We start from the raw sequence: 15,972 nt of genomic DNA on the forward strand, positions 1-15,972 counted from the left end.
CGGACATCGATTGCTAACGTTCGCATCATGCATCCGTTCGGTCCTGAAGCGACGTCCGCCCCCCATCCGGTCTACGCACGGCTGCGCGAGGAGGCTCCCGCGCACGAGTTCGCCGTGGCCCCGAACTTCAACGCCTGGCTGATCACCCGGCACGACGACGCCCGCCGCGCCCTCAACGACCCCCGACTGAGCAAGAACGTCTCGGGCGCCCCGATCCGCACCAGCGGCGGCTGGCCGGTCGAGCTGCGCGCCGCGATGGACTCGCACATGCTCAGCAACGACCCGCCCGCGCACACCCGGCTGCGCCGGATCGTCTCCTCGGCTTTCACCGCCCGCCGCATCGCCGACCTGCGCCCCGACGTGCAGCGCATCTCCGACGAGCTGCTCGACGGTTTTGCCGGCCGCGACGAGGTCGACCTGATCGGCGAGTACGCCTTCCCGCTGCCCCTGGCGGTCATCTGCGAGCTGCTCGGGGTGCCGATGGACGACCGGGACAGCTTCCGCGCCTGGTCGAACACGATCATCGCCAGCGCACTGGCGCAGGGCGACGCGCTGGCGGCCGCGACCGCGATGAACGACTACGTCCGCGAACTGGTGGAGCGCAAGCGAGCACAACCGGACCAGGCCCTGCTGTCCGCGCTGGTCACCGCGGCCGACGACGGCGAGCGGCTGACCGCGGACGAGCTGACCTCGCTGGTGTTCCTGCTGCTGCTCGCCGGGCACGAGACCACCGTCAACCTCATCGGCAACGGCGTCTACCTGCTGCTGAGCCACCCCGAGGAGCTGGCGCGGCTGCGCGCGGACCGCAAGCTGCTCTCCCCCGCCATCGAAGAGTTCCTGCGGTACGAGAGCCCGGTGAAGACCGCGACCCTGCGGATCGCCACCGAGCCGGTGGAGTTCGGCGGAGTGACCGTGCCGGTCGGGGCGGTCGTCATGGTCAGCCTGCTGTCGGCCAACCACGATCCGCAGGCTTTCGCCGACCCGGAGCGCTTCGACCCGGCGCGCACGGACAACCAGCACCTGGCGTTCGGCCACGGCATCCACTACTGCCTCGGCGCGCCGCTGGCCCGGCTGGAGGGCGAGATCGCGTTCAACGGCCTGCTGGACCGCTTCCCGAAGCTGCGTGCCACGCAGCCGCTGGACGAGCTGATCTGGCGTCCGGGAGCGCTGCTACGCGGCCTCGATCGGCTACCGGTCATGCTGAGCTGAAATTTCCCCCAAGATCAAAGCTCCATTTAGTGGCGATTTAGCCGTCTGAGTGGAGCTTTGATGGGATAAAACAACGCCTCCCCGAGGCGATCCCGTAGGGGAAAATGCCAGCAATTCGGACATGCTGTGATGCAGATCACAGCGTGGCAAGACGTGATGAACCGGTCAGTAAGCCCCTAGAAGGGGAGGAAAGTTCACCCATCAGGACGGATGATTCCTGACCGCGTTGGTGAGTCCAGTCACTGAGCAGGCAGTATGGGCGCTCCCGAATCAAAGGTGATGACGGAAAGGCCCCCAACCCCCGTGACTTACTTCAGACGTGGCAAGCACAGCGTCCCCGGCAACCTCGACAAGAGCCGTGACCGCCTCGCCCAGACCGGCGGAATGGTCCGCGGAGGCCTCGCCCGGCACTCCCGCCAGGCACTGGCCATCACCGCTCTCGCGGGTGTCAGCGCGTTCGGCCTGATCGCCGGCGCCGCCAATGCCAACGACAACGACTCCACCCCCGCCGACGCCGCCAAGGCGATCACCAATGTCGCGACCGTCGACGCGCTCGCCGAGCGGCAGTACATCGCCGAGGACGCGAGCCGGTACCAGCGCTCCACCCCCGTGGAGACCACCACGACCAAGCCTGCCACCACCCCGCCCAAGAAGCCGACGGTGACCAAGCCGAAGCCGGCCACGGTCAAGACCGCGCCGAAGCCCGCCGCCGCTCCCCGGCCGGCGTGGCTGATCCCGATGAAGGGCGCCCAGGTGACGTCCTGCTTCGGGCAGCGCTGGGGTGTGCTGCACGCCGGCATCGACTTCGCCATGCCGAGCGGCACCCCGATCCGCGCCGTCGGCGCGGGCACCGTGGTCAGCGCCGGCTGGGCGTACAGCGGTTACGGCATCTCGGTCGTGGTCGACCACCACAACGGCTACCTCACCCACTACGCCCACATGTCGCAGGACAAGGTGTCGGTCGGTGACGAGGTCAAGGCCGGCGACATCCTCGGCCTGGAAGGCTCCACCGGCGACTCGACCGGCCCCCACCTGCACTTCGAGGTGCACAAGGGCATGTGGAACCAGATCAACCCGGACGGCTGGCTGGCCGACCGGGGCATCCAGACCTCCTGCTGAACCGCCCATCCCCATACCCCCATCCCTCCCCCGACGAGAGGCCCGGATCATCCCTGATCCGGGCCTCTCGCTATGCCGCCCCTGCCTGAAGGAAGGGCACCTTCACATCGCCATACGTAGAGGAAGGTGCCCTTCTTAACGCGACAGCTCGAGCTCGTGGTGATGATCGCCGTCTGCGGTCATGATCTGCGGCCCCACCGCACCTTCTGACCGCAGACAGCGATCATCACGCGGGCCCGCAGGTCCGAAGGCGGCTGTCGGCGGGCCGCTGGCAACGTTGAGGATCGGCCGAGAATTCGCGAACCAGGACATATGCGTAATAGGTGAGTTATAGGATCGTTCGTATTCGCCTATCCCGTGCCGACGCGCCCGGCGAGCCGGCCGTGAAGGAGGTTGGCATGTCTTCGCGGCGCCTGGCAGTCGCCATCACCACCGCGGTCCTGCTCGCCGTCGGGGCCGCCGCGTGCGAGAGCGGCGACTCGGGCGGCAAGGCGGGCGGCGGCAAGATCGCACTACTGCTGCCCGAGTCGCAGACCACACGGTACGAGCAGCACGACCGGCCGCTGTTCGAGGGCAAGGTCAAGCAGCTGTGCCCCGACTGCGAGATCATCTACAGCAACGCCCAGCAGGATCAGAGCCGCCAGCAGCAACAGGCCGAGGCCGCGCTCAACAACGGCGCACAGGTGCTGGTGCTCGACCCGGTCGACGGCGCGGCGGCGGCCACCATCGTGTCGCTGGCGAAGTCGAAGAACGTGCCGGTCATCTCGTACGACCGGCTCATCCAGAACGCGCCGGTCGACTACTACATCTCCTTCGACAACGAACGCGTCGGCCAACTGCAGGGCGAATCGCTGGTGAACCGCCTCAAGGAGCTGGGCAAGACGTCCGGGAACATCGTGATGATCAACGGATCGCCGACCGACAACAACGCGAAGCTGTTCAACAAGGGCGCGCACTCGGCGCTCGACACCTCCGGTTTCAAGACCGTGCCGACACCCGACTTCTTCACGCCCGAGTGGAAGCCCGAGAACGCACAGAAGTTCATGGAGGGCCAGATCGCCCAGCTCGGCAAGGACGGGTTCGTCGGGGTGTACGCCGCCAACGACGGCACCGCCGGCGGCGCGATCTCGGCGATGCGGGCCGCGGGCATCACGCCCGTGCCGCCCACCACCGGCCAGGACGCCGAACTCGCCGCGATCCAGCGCATCGTCGGCGGCGACCAGTACATGACCGTCTACAAGGCGTTCAAGCCCGAGGCCGAGCAGGCCGCCGAGGTGGCGGTCGCGCTGGTCAAGGGCGAGAAGCCGAGCACCGACCGGACCGTGAACAACGGTGCGGTCGACGTGCCGTCGTTCCTGCTCGAGCCGCAGGCGGTGACCAAGGACAACATCAAGCAGACCGTGGTCGCCGACAACCTCTACACCGTCGAGCAGATCTGCACCTCGACGTACTCGGCCGCCTGCCAGGCCGCCGGCCTGACCTGACCTGGCCTGTCACCGGGCAGGCGTTAAGAAGGGCACCTTCCTCTACGTATGGCGATGTGAAGGTGCCCTTCCTTTCCTTGGGGGTGAGTGGGGTGCGGGAGCCGATTCTGGCGTTGCGGGGGGTCAGCAAGCGGTTCGGCGCGGTGCAGGCGCTGAGCGAGGTGGATCTCGAGGTGTACGCGGGGGAGGTGGTGGCGCTCGTCGGGGACAACGGGGCGGGTAAGTCCACGCTGGTCAAGGCGATCTGCGGGGTCAGTCCGCCGGACACGGGGACGGTGACGTTCGCGGGGCGGGAGGTGCGCGTCGAGACTCCGCACGCGGCGCAGGAGCTGGGCATTGCCACCGTTTTCCAGGATCTGGCGCTGTGCGACAACCTGGACGTGGTCAACAACCTGTTCCTCGGGCGGGAGCTGCGGCGGGGGGCGGCGCTCGACGAGGTCGAGATGGAGCGGCGCAGCGGCAAGCTGCTGCGGGAGCTGGCAGCGCGGATTCCCAGCGTGCGGCTGCCCGTGGCGGCGCTGTCCGGCGGGCAACGGCAGACCGTCGCGATCTCCCGTTCGCTGCTCGGCGACCCGAAGGTGGTGCTGCTCGACGAGCCCACCGCGGCGCTCGGCGTGGCGCAGACCGCGCAGGTGCTCAACCTCATCGAGCGGCTGCGGGACCGGGGCCTGGGCGTGGTGCTGATCAGCCACAACATGGTCGACGTACGCGCGGTCGCGGACCGGGTGGCGGTGCTGCGGCTCGGCCGCAACAACGGCGAGTTCCGCATCCACGACGTCACCAACGAGCAGATCATCGCCGCGATCACCGGGGCGACCCAGAACGTCGTCTCCGAGCGGGTGGCTCGGCTGCGCGAGCAGACCGCCGGTGACGACCCGCTGGCGGCCGGCTCGGCGGAGGGCGGTGCCTGATGGCGGACCCGCTGACCGAACCGGCGGTTCCCCCGCCGACCCCGGCGACCGAGCTGAGCAGCCCGAAAGAGGCGGTCGGCGGCTGGTTGCAGACGCTGCGCACCGGCGACATCGGCTCGCTGCCGATCATCATCGGGCTGATCCTCATCGTGATCGTGTTCCAGAGCCTCAACCCGACCTTCCTCAACGCGTTCAACCTGGTCAACCTGTGCCTGCAGATCGCCGCGCTGGGCATCATGGCCACCGGCATCACCCTGGTGCTGATGCTCGGCGAGATCGACCTGTCCATCGGCTCGGTGAGCGGCCTCGCGGCGGCAGTCCTGCTGGTCACCCACGTCAACGACGGGTTCGCGCCGCTGCTCGCGGTGCTGATCGCGGTGCTCGTCGGCACGCTGGTCGGCGCGATCCAGGGCTCCATCTTCGCCAAGATCGGTGTGCCGTCGTTCATCGTCACGCTGGCCGGCCTGCTCATCTGGCAGGGCGTGCAGCTGCGGGTGCTCGGCGAGCAGGGCACCATCAACCTGCCCCCGGCCGGCACGCTGGTGCGCTGGGCGCAGTTCTCGTTCGTGCCGCGCTGGCTCGCCATCGCGCTGGCCGCTCTGATCCCCCTGCTGTACCTACTGTTCAGCCTGCTGACCCGCCGTCGCCGGGCCGCCGCCGAGCTGCCCGTCATGCCGCTGTGGCTGCCGATCGCGGTCGCGGTGATCCTGTTCGTGCTGCTCCAGCTCGTCGTTGCGAAGCTCTACCTGGACCGCGGCGTGCCGTGGACCTTCGTGTTCATGGTGCTGGTGGTGGTCTTCTTCGACTGGCTGCTGCGACGCACCGCATACGGGCGCAAGATCTTCGCGGTGGGCGGCAACATCGAGGCGGCCCGCCGGGCGGGCATCAACGTCGACGGGATCCGCATCTCGGTGTTCGCCCTGTGCAGCACCCTGGCGGCGGTCAGCGGCGTGGTCGCGGCGATGCGCCTCGGCTTCGCCAACCAGCAGTCCGGCAGCGGCGAGACGCTGATCAACGCGATCGCCGCGGCCGTCATCGGCGGCACCAGCCTGTTCGGCGGCCGCACCCGCCGCTACGCCCCGCTGCTCGGCGCGCTCGTCATCGGCGCCATCGCCAACGGCCTCGAACTGCTGAGCCTGTCCTCCGACGTACGCCTCATCGTCACCGGCACAGTCCTGCTGGCCGCCGTCGTCATCGACGCCCTGGTCCAACGCTCCCGAACCTCCCACGGCCGCTGACCGACCCGGCGCGTCAGCCCTGGGTGGCCGGGTTCGGGAAGGGGCCGAGGGGGTGGTGGCCGGGGGGTGCGTCGCGGCGGGGGTCGGTTTCGGACTCGGTTTCGGCGGTGAGGTCTTCGGGGGCGGGGCGGGGCGGGAGTTCGCCGAATCTGACGTGGCGCAGGAAGGCCGACTCCTCGTCGGTGAACTTCTCGCCTGAGTACCGCTCGTCGGTCATGGCCGTGGGCCTTCCTCGGTGGGGACGCCGAACAGGCATACCGCCGCGGTGGCGTCGTCGCTGACCTTCTGGCGGGGCCAGCGGGTGCGGTCGGGGTCGGCGCGTTCGGCGGTGCGGGTCGCCGCGATGACGCCGGCAGGGCCTTCGCGGTAGCCGAGATCAAGGTAACCACGCCAGTCCAGCAGGGCATAGTCGGTGACGAGCAGGGCGGCGCCGTCGGAGGCCAGCATCGCGCCGCGTACGCCGTCGAGTGTGCCGGTGAGTGCGTGGCCGGCCGCCTCGGGCTCGGTGCGGGCGATCCAGTAGCCGCCGGGGGTGTTGCGCTGGGACTGCTGGTCGGCGATGAAGCGGGCCAGGTCGTCGCGGGTGCCGCGCTCGGCGGCGGCGGCCAGGTCGGGCGTCGCGAGCGCCTTCCACGAGTCGTCGATGACGGCGACGGGCCCGTCGGCGGTGTCCAGGACCACCGGGGAGTCGGCGAGCACCAAGTATTCCGCGCCCGTCGCCGTCTGCCGCACGATCGAGACGGTCGAGCCGGGAGAGCCCGGGTGCCGCAGGTCGCAGCCCGGGTGCTCGGATGCAACCTCCTCGACGGCCAGCGCCAGGCCCTCGGCCAGCGGCGTCGGGCCGTCGAGCCGGCGCAGCAACCGGGCGCCGAGGCGGGCCACGTACCAGGCGGTGCCGTGCACGCAGCCGGTCTGCGGGCTCTCGGTCAGCCCGTCGAGCACCACGGCGAGCCGGGGCCGGGCGTCGGCCCAGTCGAGGTTGACCGCGCCCGGGGTGGCCGGTTCGCTGGCGATGCTGACCCGCATGTTCCGCTCCGTTCCCGGCCGCGAGGTCGCCGCCGCGGGGTCCACCTTTCCATGATCGGCTGATGCCCGGACGCCGGGTGTTACCTCCGCGCATCGCCAGGGCGTCAACAGGGGCATGGGTATGGGGAGAACACATGGCACCACCTGAGCTCGAACGCGGCTTCGCCGACTTCGTCGCGGCCCGGTCCGACGCGCTGCTGCGCAGTGCCTGGCTGCTCACCGGCGACGCGGGCCGGGCCGAGGACCTGCTGCAGACCGCACTGGCCAAGGCGTGGCGGCGCTGGGCGGCGGTCGAGCGCGCCGACAGTCCCGAGGCGTACGTGCGCCGGGTCGTCTTCACCACGTACGTCTCCTGGTGGCGGCGACGCTGGCGGGCCGAGACGCCGAGCGGGGAGCTGCCGGAACGGGCGGCGCACGGCGACCTCGCCGGGACGGTCGCCGCGCAGGACGCCGTCACCCGGGCACTGGGCCGGTTGTCACGCCGAGCGCGGGCGGTCGTGGTGCTGCGCTACGTCGAGGACCGGCCGGTGGTCGAGGTCGCCGAACTCCTCGGCAGCACCGAGGGCGCGGTCAAGGTGCTCGCGTCACGGGCGCTGGCGCAACTGCGCGCGGACCCGGATCTGCAGTCTCTCGTACTGGATGGAGCAAACGCATGACCGAACAGGACCTTCGCCGGATCGTGCTCGACGCGGTGCCGCCGCTGCCACCGCCGCCCGACCGGCTGGCGTCGGTGCTGCACCGCGCCCGACGGCAGCGGGCACGCCACGCCTCGGTCACCGCCGCCTTCGCCGTCACCCTGGCCGCCGCCACCGCCGGGCTGCTCGTCGGGCCGGGCGGCGCGCCGTTCGGCGTCGCTTCGTCGGGCAGCCCGGCGGCCCCGGAGCCGTCCCCGTCGGCGGCGGTCACACCGTCGGCCTTCCCGTCACCGGTGCCGTCGAACTTCCCGTCGCCGCTGCCGTCGAACTTCCCCTCGCCGTTCCCGTCGAACTTCCCGTCTCCGGCCGTGCCGAAGACCGTCGAAGGACGGCTGGAAGCGGCGTCGCTCGACGCGCTGCGCCGGGCCGCGCCCGGCGCGACACTGGTCGGAGATCTGCACTTCCAGGACTCGTTCGCCGACAACGGCGAGTACGGCGCCATTCAGCTGATCAACGCCGCGGGCCGGAACGGCACGCTCACCATCGCCGCGCGACGCGCCACCGGCAAGGAGACCTGCGCCAGCGAGGTCGCGGCAGCCTGCACCCAGTCGACCGGGCCCGACGGCGAACGCATCCTGTCCGTGCCTTCCACCGGCGACGGCAGCACCGACGGCAGGCCCAACCGCGCGCTGGCGGTGCTCGTGGTGCGGCCGGCCGAGAAACTGATGGTGATGGTGATCGTCGACAACGCCACCGAGATCCCGCAGTACCCGAGCGCCTCGCAGTACAGCCTGGAGAGCACCGGCTACACCGGGCAGCTTCCACCGCTCACACTGGCCCAGGCGAAGGCGATAGCACTGGCCGTCGCGGCGCGGACCGACCTGCCGTGACGGGAGTGGTGCGGCTGGCAGCCCGTCGGCCGCACCACCGGCCGCGGCCGGTCACCGCCGCAGCGGCGCTCCCTTGCCGACGCCCAGCAGGAGCACCAGGCCCACCGTGACGATCATGGCGATGAGCATCATGGCGTACATCGCCGACGGGAACATGCCCGCGCCGGGGACCTGGCATGCGCCGTACGACAGCAGCCCGGCGCCGACCGCGATGCCCGCCGTCAGCCGCACGTCCTGACCGCGCCACACCCTCCGGACCGCCATCATGAGCAGGCCCGCCGCGCCCAGCATGGCCCCCACCAGCAGCGCCACGATCCACGACGGGTCGGCGGGCGGCGGCTCGGAGGCCAGGCGCGGCGGCTCCTCGAAGTACGAGCCCTCGCCGCCCATCGGGATGCCCAGGCGGTGCCAGACCCCGTTGACCGAGCGGTAGAGCAGCCCGTCCCGGCCGTTGGCGACGAAGACCACATGGCCGCCGGGAACCTCCCGCACCACGACCGACCTCGACGACAGATGCTCGGCCCGGTCACCGAGCACCGGATATCCCGCGGCGAGCTGCTCGTAGTCGTTTCCGCTGATCTCCCAGGCGGTGGTCCAGCCGGTGGCGTCGCCGCCCGACTCCACCCGCAGCAGCCCGGGCGCGACTCGGTAGCAGACCTGAACCGCGCAGCCGGAAGGCTGCGGGCCCACCAGGAAGACCCGTTCGGCCTCGCCCGTGATGCGGCCGTCGCGGTCGACGTTCCACCACCTGCCGTGATCCGCGCGGCTGCTCTCCACGTGCACGGCGACCAGGTCACGCCCGCCGTTCTGCACCCCGGTGACCTCGTACGTCACCTGCTCGCCCCGCACCCCGCAGGCCGCGAGCCCTCCCGTCAGCAACAGCGTCAGCGCCACCCGTGCCCATCGCATGGCGTCACTGTGGGGCCGGTCCGGCGACGCGGCAACACCACGCACGTATCGAACCGGAAACGATCCTCAGCGGATGACGCCGCGGCGGCGGCCCTCGGCGGTGGCGGCCGTCCGGTTGTCGACGCCGAGCTTGGCGAACACCTGCACCAGGTGGGACTTGACGGTCGCCTCGCTGATGAACAGCCGGCGGGCGATCGCGGAGTTGGAGTAGCCGCCCGCGACCAGCTGCAGCACCTGGGCCTCGCGCGGGGTCAGGCTGATGCCCGGGGCGCGCTCGCGCGACACCAGGCGCGTCGCCACCGACGGGGCAAGCACCGTCTCCCCGGCGGCCGCCGCGCGCAGCGCCCGCAGCAGGTCGGCCGGTTCGGCGTCCTTGAGCAGGTACCCGATCGCACCCGCCTCGATGGCCCGCAGGATGTCGGCGTCACTGTCGTACGTGGTCAGGACCAGCACGCGAGGCGGCTCGGGCAGTTCCCGCACCCGCGCGGTGGCCGCCGCACCGTCGATGCCCGGACCGAGCTGCAGGTCCATCAGCACCACGTCGGGGCACAGCTCGCGGGCCAGGCGCACGGCCTCGTCACCCTCGGACGCCTCGCCGACCACGCGCAGGCCCGGGTCGGCCTCCAGCGTCGCGCGCAGCCCGGCCCGCACGATCGGGTGGTCGTCCACCAGCAGCACGGTGATCACGGCCGGGCCCGCCCGGCGACGGCGGACGGCGTGCCGGAAAACGGGGCCGCCCCGCCAGCCGGTGACACTTCGGCCGCGGGTCCGGAAGCCGGTGACACGTCGGCCGGGCGAGCAGACGGCAGCGGGACATCGGCCGGGTGATCCGGGGCAGGCAGCGGGACGGTGGCGCTGATCGCGGTGCCCTCGCCAGGTGTGGACTCCACTACGAGCACGCCGCCGACCTCGGCGAGTCGGCTGCTCATCGCGGCCAGGCCGAGGCCGGTGCCCGTGGACGGGGACGTCGCCGGGTGGCGGGGGTCGAAGCCGATGCCGTCGTCGGCGACGTCGACGCGTACCGCCGCGGGTTGGTAGGAGAGGGTGACCACGACGGTGGCCGCGCGGGCGTGCGCGCGCACGTTGGCCAGCGCGGCCTGGGCGACCCGCAGCAGTGCCACCGCCACCGGTGTGGGCAGCGGTCCGGTCTCGCCGTCGGCCACGAACCGGGCCTCGACGCCGAAGTGCCGGGCGTCGGCGACGGCACGCTCCAGCGCCTCGGGCAGCGAGCGGCCGGTCAGCTCGGCCGGGGCCAGCGCGCGTACCAGCCGGCGGGTGTCCTCCAGCGCGCCGCGTGCCGCGTGTTCGGCGACCTCCAGCTGCGGACCGGCGTCGGCGGCGTCGCGGGCCGAGCGCAGCAGCAGGATGATGCTGGACAGGTTCTGCGCGACGGTGTCGTGGATCTCGCGGGCGAGGCGCTCGCGTTCGGCGAGGATGCCCTCGCGGCGTTCGGTGGCGGCCAGCCGCTCCTGCGCCTGCGTCAGCTCGCGCACCAGGGTGGCGCGGGCCTCGCTCTCCCGGCGCAGCCGCCGGTAGACGGCCGTGATCACGATGGCGACGGCGGCGCCGAAGACCGGGCCGAGCACGGTGCCGGAGTCCAGGCCGCCGCGGTGCGCGCCCGCCGCGGCGACCGCGACGGCGGTCAGCGCGGCCGTGCCGGGCAGGCCGGCGCGGGGCGGCAGCAGTTGCAGGCAGAGCAGATACAGCGCGAACGCCAGCCAGACGAAGGACAGTGACAGCGACAGCAGCACGGTCCAGCCGGCGGTCAGCACGAGCAGCCACAGCAGCGCCATCCGGACTCCGGCGGCGCGGCGTGACAGCGCGATGCCCACCGCGTACCACGCGGCGACCGCGACGGTCGTGAGCAGCACCGCCAGGCGCTGCCCGCCCTCGGCCCACGCCTCGCCCGCGCCGATCGCCAGCAGCGCGGCGAAGAGCACGTGCTCGGCGCGGCGCAGCAGCGTCAGCGCGTCCTGGCCACGTCCCGCCCTGCTCATGGCGTCAGAGCGTAGCCGCAGCCGGGCGGGGGTTGCCGCGGCCGCCAGGGGCAGCGGCCGCGGGGCCGGGGCGCGGCGCAGGCCGCGCCCCGGTTCACAGATCGAATCAGGCGATGACGCCGTCGACCTCACGCTGGGCAACCTCGCGCTTGGCAACCTCGCGCTTGGCAACCTCCTTCTTTGCAACCTCCATGATCACACCTCCTCCTCGGGATCTTGAAGGGCGCGACACAGGGCGCTCCGGTGTCTGCATGGTTTGCCACCGAAGCGCTCTAGTGGCGCGTTAGGGACTGTAGCGATTGTTGACTCCGCAGTGAAGTCCCTCAATATTGATCTTCCTAAAACGTGTCGCGAACTGTCCCAATAGACGGCTATGACTGTCGAGGTGCCGACACATCACGGGCGGCAATCATCGAAATCGGTACCTAAATCATTCTTACGACAATCACTTCCTAAAGATCGCTCGCTATTGTGCGACATCGATCGACTCCTTTAGCGTGGGCCGCGGACGGGTACGACGCTGTGGAGGTCCGTTGCCGATCCTGTGCACCGACGACTACCGCGCCCTCGCCCGACCACGGCTGCCCGCCGACGTCTGGGACTACCTCGACGGCGGCAGCGGCGCGGAGCTGACCCTGGACGCCAACCGCCGGCTGTTCGACCGCGCCGAGCTGCGGCCCCGGGTGCTCGTCGACGTCTCGGTCTGCGACACCGCCGGCAAGCTGCTCGGCGACGCGCTGACCACGCCGGTCGGCATCGCGCCCACGGCGTACCACCGGCTGGCCCACCCCGACGGCGAGGTCGCCACGGCCCGCGGCGCGCGCGGCGCGCTGTTCGTGGTGAGCATCTTCGCCAGCCGAAGCCTGGAGGACATCGCCGCGGCGGCGACCGGCCCGCTCTGGCTGCAGCTGTACTGGCTGCGCCGCCGCGCCGTGCTCGCCGAACTGGCCCGCCGCGCGCAGGACGCCGGCTACCGGGCGCTGGTGCTGACCGTCGACGCCCCGCGCATCGGGCAGCGGCTGCGCGACCAGCGCAACGGGTTCGCCGTCGACCCCGCGGTGCGGGCGGTGAACCTCGACGACGCGATCATGGCCGCCTCACACGAGCACCGCGAAGGCGCCTCGGCGATCGCCACGCACGCGGCGCAGACCTTCGACCAGACCGTCACCTGGGCCGACCTGGCCTGGCTGCGCGGCCGGACCGAACTGCCGCTGGTGCTCAAGGGCGTGCTCACCGCCGAGGACGCCGACCGCGCCGTCGAGCACGGTGTGGACGCGATCGTGGTGTCCAACCACGGCGGACGCCAGCTCGACGGCGCGGTGCCCGCGCTGCGTGCGCTGCCCGAGGTGGTCGCGGCCGTCGCGGGCCGCTGCCCGGTGCTGCTCGACGGGGGCGTACGCCACGGCCGCGACGTCTTCATCGCCCTGGCCCTGGGCGCGAGCGCGGTGCTCGTCGGCCGCCCGGCGCTGTGGGCGCTGGCCGTGGACGGCGCGGACGGCGTGGCCGGACTGCTGACCATGCTCACCGGGGAGCTGGAGCACACGATGGCGCTCGCCGGCCGACCGCGCCTGGCCGACATCGGCCGCGACGCGGTGCTGCTGCCCGACCGCCGCGACTGAACGGAGCGCGAGACGATGGTGCAGGTTGCGGAGCCAGGCCCGCGGACGCCCGGCAAGCCGGTCGAGCTGGTCAAGGAGGCGATGCACGCCTCGGTGAGCGACCCGGTCGCCGCCTCGATGAACTTCCTCAACGAGGTCGCCGGGCGCTACCCCGACGCGATCTCGCTGGCCGCCGGGCGGCCGTACGAGGGCTTCTACGAGACCGAGGACATCAAGCGCTACCTCGACGTGTACGTCGCGTACCTCGGTGACCAGGGCAGCACGCCGGAGCAGATCCGCCGCGCGCTGATGCAGTACGGCCGCACCAACGGCCAGATCCACGGGCTCATCGCCCGCATGCTCGCCGTCGACGAGGGCATCGACGTGCCCGCCGAGGCGATCTCGGTGACCGCGGGCTGCCAGGAAGCGATGATCATGGCGTTGCGTGGGCTGTGCGCGGGCCCCGACGACGTGCTGCTGGCCGCCGAACCGTGCTACGTCGGCATCACCGGCGCGGCCCGGGTGCTGAACATCGACGTGGTGCCCGTGCCGGAAGGCCCCGACGGGCTCGACCCGGCCCGGGTGGCCGAGGTCGCCCGCGCGGTGCGCGCCCAGGGCCGCCGCCCCCGCGCGCTGTACCTGGTGCCCGACTTCTCCAACCCGTCCGGCGGCTGCCTGGACCTGCCCGCCCGGCACGCGCTGCTCGACGTCGCCGCCGCCGAGGACCTGCTGATCCTGGAGGACGACCCGTACGGCCTGTTCGGCCTCGACGACCGCCCCAGGCCCCGGCTCAAGTCCCTGGACCGCGACCGGCGCGTGATCTACCTGGGCTCGTTCGCCAAGTCCTGCTTCCCCGGCGCGCGCATCGGCTTCCTGGTCGCCGACCAGACCGTCGTCGACGCGGCCGGCAACCGCACCCTGCTGGCCGAGGAGCTGTCCGCGATCAAGAGCATGGTCACGGTCAACACCTCGCCCATCGCGCAGGCCGTGGTCGGCGGCCTGCTGGTCGAGTCCGGCTGCAGCCTGAAGGCAGCCAATGTGGACAAGATCGCCTTCTACCGCAACAACCTGCGCCGCCTGCTCGACGGCCTCGACCGGCACCTGCCCGCCCCCTGGCGCGACGAGGCCGGCATCACCTGGAACGTGCCCGCCGGCGGCTTCTTCGCCGTCGTCGACGTGCCCATCCCCGCCGACGAGAAACTCCTGGAGATCTCCGCCTCCCGCCACGGCGTCCTCTGGACCCCCATGAGCTTCTTCTACACCGACGGCGGCCACCACTCCCTGCGCCTGTCCTGCAGCGGCCTGCACCCCGACACCCTCGAAGAAGGCGTCCGCCGCCTCGCCACCCTCCTCCGCGACTCCATAGCCTGACCCCCGCTCCCCACGCCCCGGCCCGCCCCGCGCGACCCGGGGCGTTTCCATGCCCGCTCTCCGCCGACCGGATTTCGCTCCTTGACAAGTTTTATTGTCGGTGTGAGAGTAGGGGCATGTTCGACGTAGGAGTGATCGAGGACGCGGCGGTGGCCGAGGTGTCGCTCGATCCGGTGCGGGCGCGGTTGCTGGCCGCGCTGGCCGAGCCGGGGTCGGCGACGACGCTGGCGGCGCAGGCGGGACTGACCCGGCAGAAGGTCAACCATCATCTGCGCACGCTGGAGAGTCACGGGCTCATCGAGTTGGTCGAGGAGCGGCGGAAGGGCAACTGCACCGAGCGAGTGCTGCGGGCGACGGCGGCGTCATACGTGATCTCGCCTGCCGCGTTCGCTGCGGTCGCGCCCGATCCGGAGCGTTCGCCCGACCAGCAGTCGGCGCGGTGGCTGCTGGCGCTGGCGTCGCGGCTGGTCCGCGAGGTCGGGGAGCTGATCACGGGGGCGCGGGCCGCGCGGCGGCCGCTGGCCACGTTCGCGGTGGACAGTGAGATCCGCTTCGCCTCGGCCGGTGACCGGGCCGCGTTCGCCGCCGAACTCACCGAGACGCTGGCCGCCCTGGTCAGCCGTTATCACGACGGGAACGCCACCGGTGGTCGGCGACACCGACTGGTCGTCGGACTGCACCCGAGCCTGCTGCTGCCGCGCGTCGACGGCGGCCACCCGACTGAGCAAGACACCGAGAAGGAGTAGAACCATGGGCAAGAAGTTCGAGATCGTGCGCGAGGGCGAGCTGCGGACCACCCCGGAGGAGTACTGGGACGCCGTCACCACCGGCAACGGCGGCTGGCTGTGGCCGATGGAGTTCGAGCCGCGCGTCGGCGGGGCAGCCGCGTTCGGCGGCACCGTCACCGAGTGGGACCCGCCGCACCGGCTCGCGTCCCGGATGGACGGCGACAACGGCTGGTTCAACCAGGTCGAGCACACCGTCGAGGGCCGCGACGGCGGCCGGACCTGGTTCCGGTACGTGCACAGCGGCGTGTTCACCGACGACTGGGACAACCAGTACGACGGCGCCGGCCAGCACACCGACTTCTACCTGCACACCCTCGGGCAGTACCTGGCCCACTTCAGCCGCCGCCCGGTCGTCTACCTGTCGACCGACGCGCCCGCGTCGTCGAACTCCGCCGGCGGCTTCACCACGCTGCGCGGCGCGCTCGGCCTGACCGGCGCGACGAAGCAGGACGACACGATCCGGACGGCGCTGCCGGGCGGTGAGACCGAGGCGGTCGTCGACTACCTGCACCCGAACTTCGTCGGACTGCGTACGCAGGACGCGCTGTACCGCTTCTTCGGTCGCAACGCGTTCGGCGCGCCGGTCGGCGTGGCCGTGCACCACTTCGACGCAGCCGCCGACGCCGCCGCCGAGCAGAAGTCCCTGGAGGAGTGGCTCCAGGCTGTGTACGCCTGACCCGCCCGCCCCGCTTCTTATCGACGTTATGCCGCTGCACGTCCGGACCTTCAAATGCGGGCAGTGCCCGTTGGTCATGGACCGTGATGCCAACGCGGCCCGTAACCTTGCTGCCCTTGCC

General features: G+C 71.5%; 17 protein-coding genes. 12 read left to right on the forward strand and 5 right to left on the reverse strand.

The window, feature by feature from the left end; genetic code table 11:
* The first annotated feature begins 27 nt into the window (after positions 1 to 27).
* From AB0B66_RS35640 to AB0B66_RS35660, 5 genes are all read left to right on the forward strand, one after another.
* On the forward strand, positions 28 to 1,209 hold the full coding sequence (locus AB0B66_RS35640) for a cytochrome P450 (protein ID WP_360538385.1): 1,182 nt from the start codon (positions 28 to 30) through the stop codon (positions 1,207 to 1,209).
* A 303-nt stretch (positions 1,210 to 1,512) separates the two neighbouring features.
* Positions 1,513 to 2,328 carry a M23 family metallopeptidase gene (locus tag AB0B66_RS35645; protein ID WP_360538387.1) on the forward strand — a complete coding sequence of 272 codons (816 nt, stop codon included), beginning with the start codon at positions 1,513 to 1,515 and terminating at the stop codon, positions 2,326 to 2,328.
* A gap of 398 nt (positions 2,329 to 2,726) precedes the next feature.
* Positions 2,727 to 3,812 (forward strand): sugar ABC transporter substrate-binding protein, encoded by a 1,086-nt coding sequence (locus AB0B66_RS35650; protein WP_360538389.1) that lies wholly within the window; start codon positions 2,727 to 2,729, stop codon positions 3,810 to 3,812.
* A 92-nt stretch (positions 3,813 to 3,904) separates the two neighbouring features.
* Positions 3,905 to 4,723: an ATP-binding cassette domain-containing protein gene (locus AB0B66_RS35655; protein WP_360538391.1), complete on the forward strand. Its 819-nt coding sequence runs from the start codon at positions 3,905 to 3,907 to the stop codon at positions 4,721 to 4,723.
* Positions 4,723 to 5,961, forward strand: coding sequence for a sugar ABC transporter permease (locus AB0B66_RS35660; protein WP_360538393.1), 1,239 nt, complete (start codon positions 4,723 to 4,725; stop codon positions 5,959 to 5,961). Before AB0B66_RS35655 ends, AB0B66_RS35660 begins: the two co-directional genes overlap by 1 nt.
* Before the next feature lie 13 nt (positions 5,962 to 5,974).
* On the opposite strand, the gene AB0B66_RS35665 is transcribed toward AB0B66_RS35660, so the two are convergent.
* Together AB0B66_RS35665 and AB0B66_RS35670 are read right to left on the reverse strand one after the other, a co-directional pair.
* Complete coding sequence (locus AB0B66_RS35665) at positions 5,975 to 6,178, reverse strand: hypothetical protein (RefSeq protein WP_360538395.1); 204 nt, start codon at positions 6,176 to 6,178, stop codon at positions 5,975 to 5,977.
* Positions 6,175 to 6,987 carry a hypothetical protein gene (locus tag AB0B66_RS35670; protein ID WP_360538397.1) on the reverse strand — a complete coding sequence of 271 codons (813 nt, stop codon included), beginning with the start codon at positions 6,985 to 6,987 and terminating at the stop codon, positions 6,175 to 6,177. The genes AB0B66_RS35665 and AB0B66_RS35670 overlap by 4 nt, the downstream gene beginning before the upstream one ends.
* A gap of 134 nt (positions 6,988 to 7,121) precedes the next feature.
* On the opposite strand from AB0B66_RS35670, the gene AB0B66_RS35675 reads away from it, so the two are divergent.
* Together AB0B66_RS35675 and AB0B66_RS35680 are read left to right on the forward strand one after the other, a co-directional pair.
* Complete coding sequence (locus AB0B66_RS35675) at positions 7,122 to 7,643, forward strand: SigE family RNA polymerase sigma factor (RefSeq protein WP_360538399.1); 522 nt, start codon at positions 7,122 to 7,124, stop codon at positions 7,641 to 7,643.
* Positions 7,640 to 8,512: a hypothetical protein gene (locus AB0B66_RS35680; RefSeq protein WP_360538401.1), complete on the forward strand. Its 873-nt coding sequence runs from the start codon at positions 7,640 to 7,642 to the stop codon at positions 8,510 to 8,512. Before AB0B66_RS35675 ends, AB0B66_RS35680 begins: the two co-directional genes overlap by 4 nt.
* 51 nt (positions 8,513 to 8,563) lie before the next feature.
* Here AB0B66_RS35680 and AB0B66_RS35685 read toward each other — a convergent pair whose 3' ends face one another.
* The 3 genes from AB0B66_RS35685 to AB0B66_RS35695 form a co-directional block, all read right to left on the reverse strand.
* Entirely contained in the window at positions 8,564 to 9,421 is an 858-nt protein-coding gene (locus AB0B66_RS35685) for a hypothetical protein (protein WP_360538403.1), read from the reverse strand.
* A 66-nt stretch (positions 9,422 to 9,487) separates the two neighbouring features.
* Positions 9,488 to 10,108 carry a response regulator transcription factor gene (locus tag AB0B66_RS35690; protein WP_360538405.1) on the reverse strand — a complete coding sequence of 207 codons (621 nt, stop codon included), beginning with the start codon at positions 10,106 to 10,108 and terminating at the stop codon, positions 9,488 to 9,490.
* The gene (locus tag AB0B66_RS35695) at positions 10,105 to 11,418 is read right to left on the reverse strand and encodes a sensor histidine kinase (RefSeq protein WP_360538407.1); all 1,314 of its coding nucleotides are present in this window, start codon (positions 11,416 to 11,418) and stop codon (positions 10,105 to 10,107) included. The genes AB0B66_RS35690 and AB0B66_RS35695 overlap by 4 nt, the downstream gene beginning before the upstream one ends.
* 533 nt (positions 11,419 to 11,951) lie before the next feature.
* Here AB0B66_RS35695 and AB0B66_RS35700 point away from each other — a divergent pair.
* The 5 genes from AB0B66_RS35700 to AB0B66_RS35720 all read left to right on the forward strand — a co-directional run.
* Positions 11,952 to 13,037 carry an alpha-hydroxy acid oxidase gene (locus AB0B66_RS35700; RefSeq protein ID WP_360538409.1) on the forward strand — a complete coding sequence of 362 codons (1,086 nt, stop codon included), beginning with the start codon at positions 11,952 to 11,954 and terminating at the stop codon, positions 13,035 to 13,037.
* Positions 13,038 to 13,052: 15 nt separating this feature from the next.
* Positions 13,053 to 14,387, forward strand: coding sequence for a PLP-dependent aminotransferase family protein (locus AB0B66_RS35705; protein ID WP_360538411.1), 1,335 nt, complete (start codon positions 13,053 to 13,055; stop codon positions 14,385 to 14,387).
* Between the two features lie 116 nt (positions 14,388 to 14,503).
* Positions 14,504 to 15,133 carry a helix-turn-helix domain-containing protein gene (locus AB0B66_RS35710; protein WP_360538413.1) on the forward strand — a complete coding sequence of 210 codons (630 nt, stop codon included), beginning with the start codon at positions 14,504 to 14,506 and terminating at the stop codon, positions 15,131 to 15,133.
* 4 nt (positions 15,134 to 15,137) lie between these two features.
* The gene (locus AB0B66_RS35715) at positions 15,138 to 15,851 is read left to right on the forward strand and encodes an SRPBCC domain-containing protein (protein WP_360538415.1); all 714 of its coding nucleotides are present in this window, start codon (positions 15,138 to 15,140) and stop codon (positions 15,849 to 15,851) included.
* A gap of 28 nt (positions 15,852 to 15,879) precedes the next feature.
* On the forward strand, positions 15,880 to 15,972 hold a 93-nt coding region (locus AB0B66_RS35720; RefSeq protein WP_360538419.1), incomplete at its 3' end, for a zinc ribbon domain-containing protein.

Source organism: Catellatospora sp. NPDC049111, assembly GCF_040648615.1.
In the GTDB taxonomy this organism is placed as follows: Bacteria; Actinomycetota; Actinomycetes; order Mycobacteriales; family Micromonosporaceae; genus Catellatospora; species Catellatospora aurea.

Excerpts from the sequence above, each read along its gene's own strand:
- AB0B66_RS35650 (WP_360538389.1), top strand. The coding sequence starts at position 2,727 with ATGTCTTCGCGGCGCCTGGCAGTCGCCATCACCACCGCGGTCCTGCTC.
- AB0B66_RS35685 (WP_360538403.1), bottom strand. The coding sequence starts at position 9,421 with ATGCGATGGGCACGGGTGGCGCTGACGCTGTTGCTGACGGGAGGGCTC.
- AB0B66_RS35710 (WP_360538413.1), top strand. The coding sequence starts at position 14,504 with ATGTTCGACGTAGGAGTGATCGAGGACGCGGCGGTGGCCGAGGTGTCG.
- AB0B66_RS35705 (WP_360538411.1), top strand. The coding sequence starts at position 13,053 with ATGGTGCAGGTTGCGGAGCCAGGCCCGCGGACGCCCGGCAAGCCGGTC.
- AB0B66_RS35665 (WP_360538395.1), bottom strand. The coding sequence starts at position 6,178 with ATGACCGACGAGCGGTACTCAGGCGAGAAGTTCACCGACGAGGAGTCG.
- AB0B66_RS35695 (WP_360538407.1), bottom strand. The coding sequence starts at position 11,418 with ATGAGCAGGGCGGGACGTGGCCAGGACGCGCTGACGCTGCTGCGCCGC.
- AB0B66_RS35670 (WP_360538397.1), bottom strand. The coding sequence starts at position 6,987 with ATGCGGGTCAGCATCGCCAGCGAACCGGCCACCCCGGGCGCGGTCAAC.
- AB0B66_RS35640 (WP_360538385.1), top strand. The coding sequence starts at position 28 with ATGCATCCGTTCGGTCCTGAAGCGACGTCCGCCCCCCATCCGGTCTAC.
- AB0B66_RS35675 (WP_360538399.1), top strand. The coding sequence starts at position 7,122 with ATGGCACCACCTGAGCTCGAACGCGGCTTCGCCGACTTCGTCGCGGCC.
- AB0B66_RS35660 (WP_360538393.1), top strand. The coding sequence starts at position 4,723 with ATGGCGGACCCGCTGACCGAACCGGCGGTTCCCCCGCCGACCCCGGCG.
- AB0B66_RS35715 (WP_360538415.1), top strand. The coding sequence starts at position 15,138 with ATGGGCAAGAAGTTCGAGATCGTGCGCGAGGGCGAGCTGCGGACCACC.
- AB0B66_RS35680 (WP_360538401.1), top strand. The coding sequence starts at position 7,640 with ATGACCGAACAGGACCTTCGCCGGATCGTGCTCGACGCGGTGCCGCCG.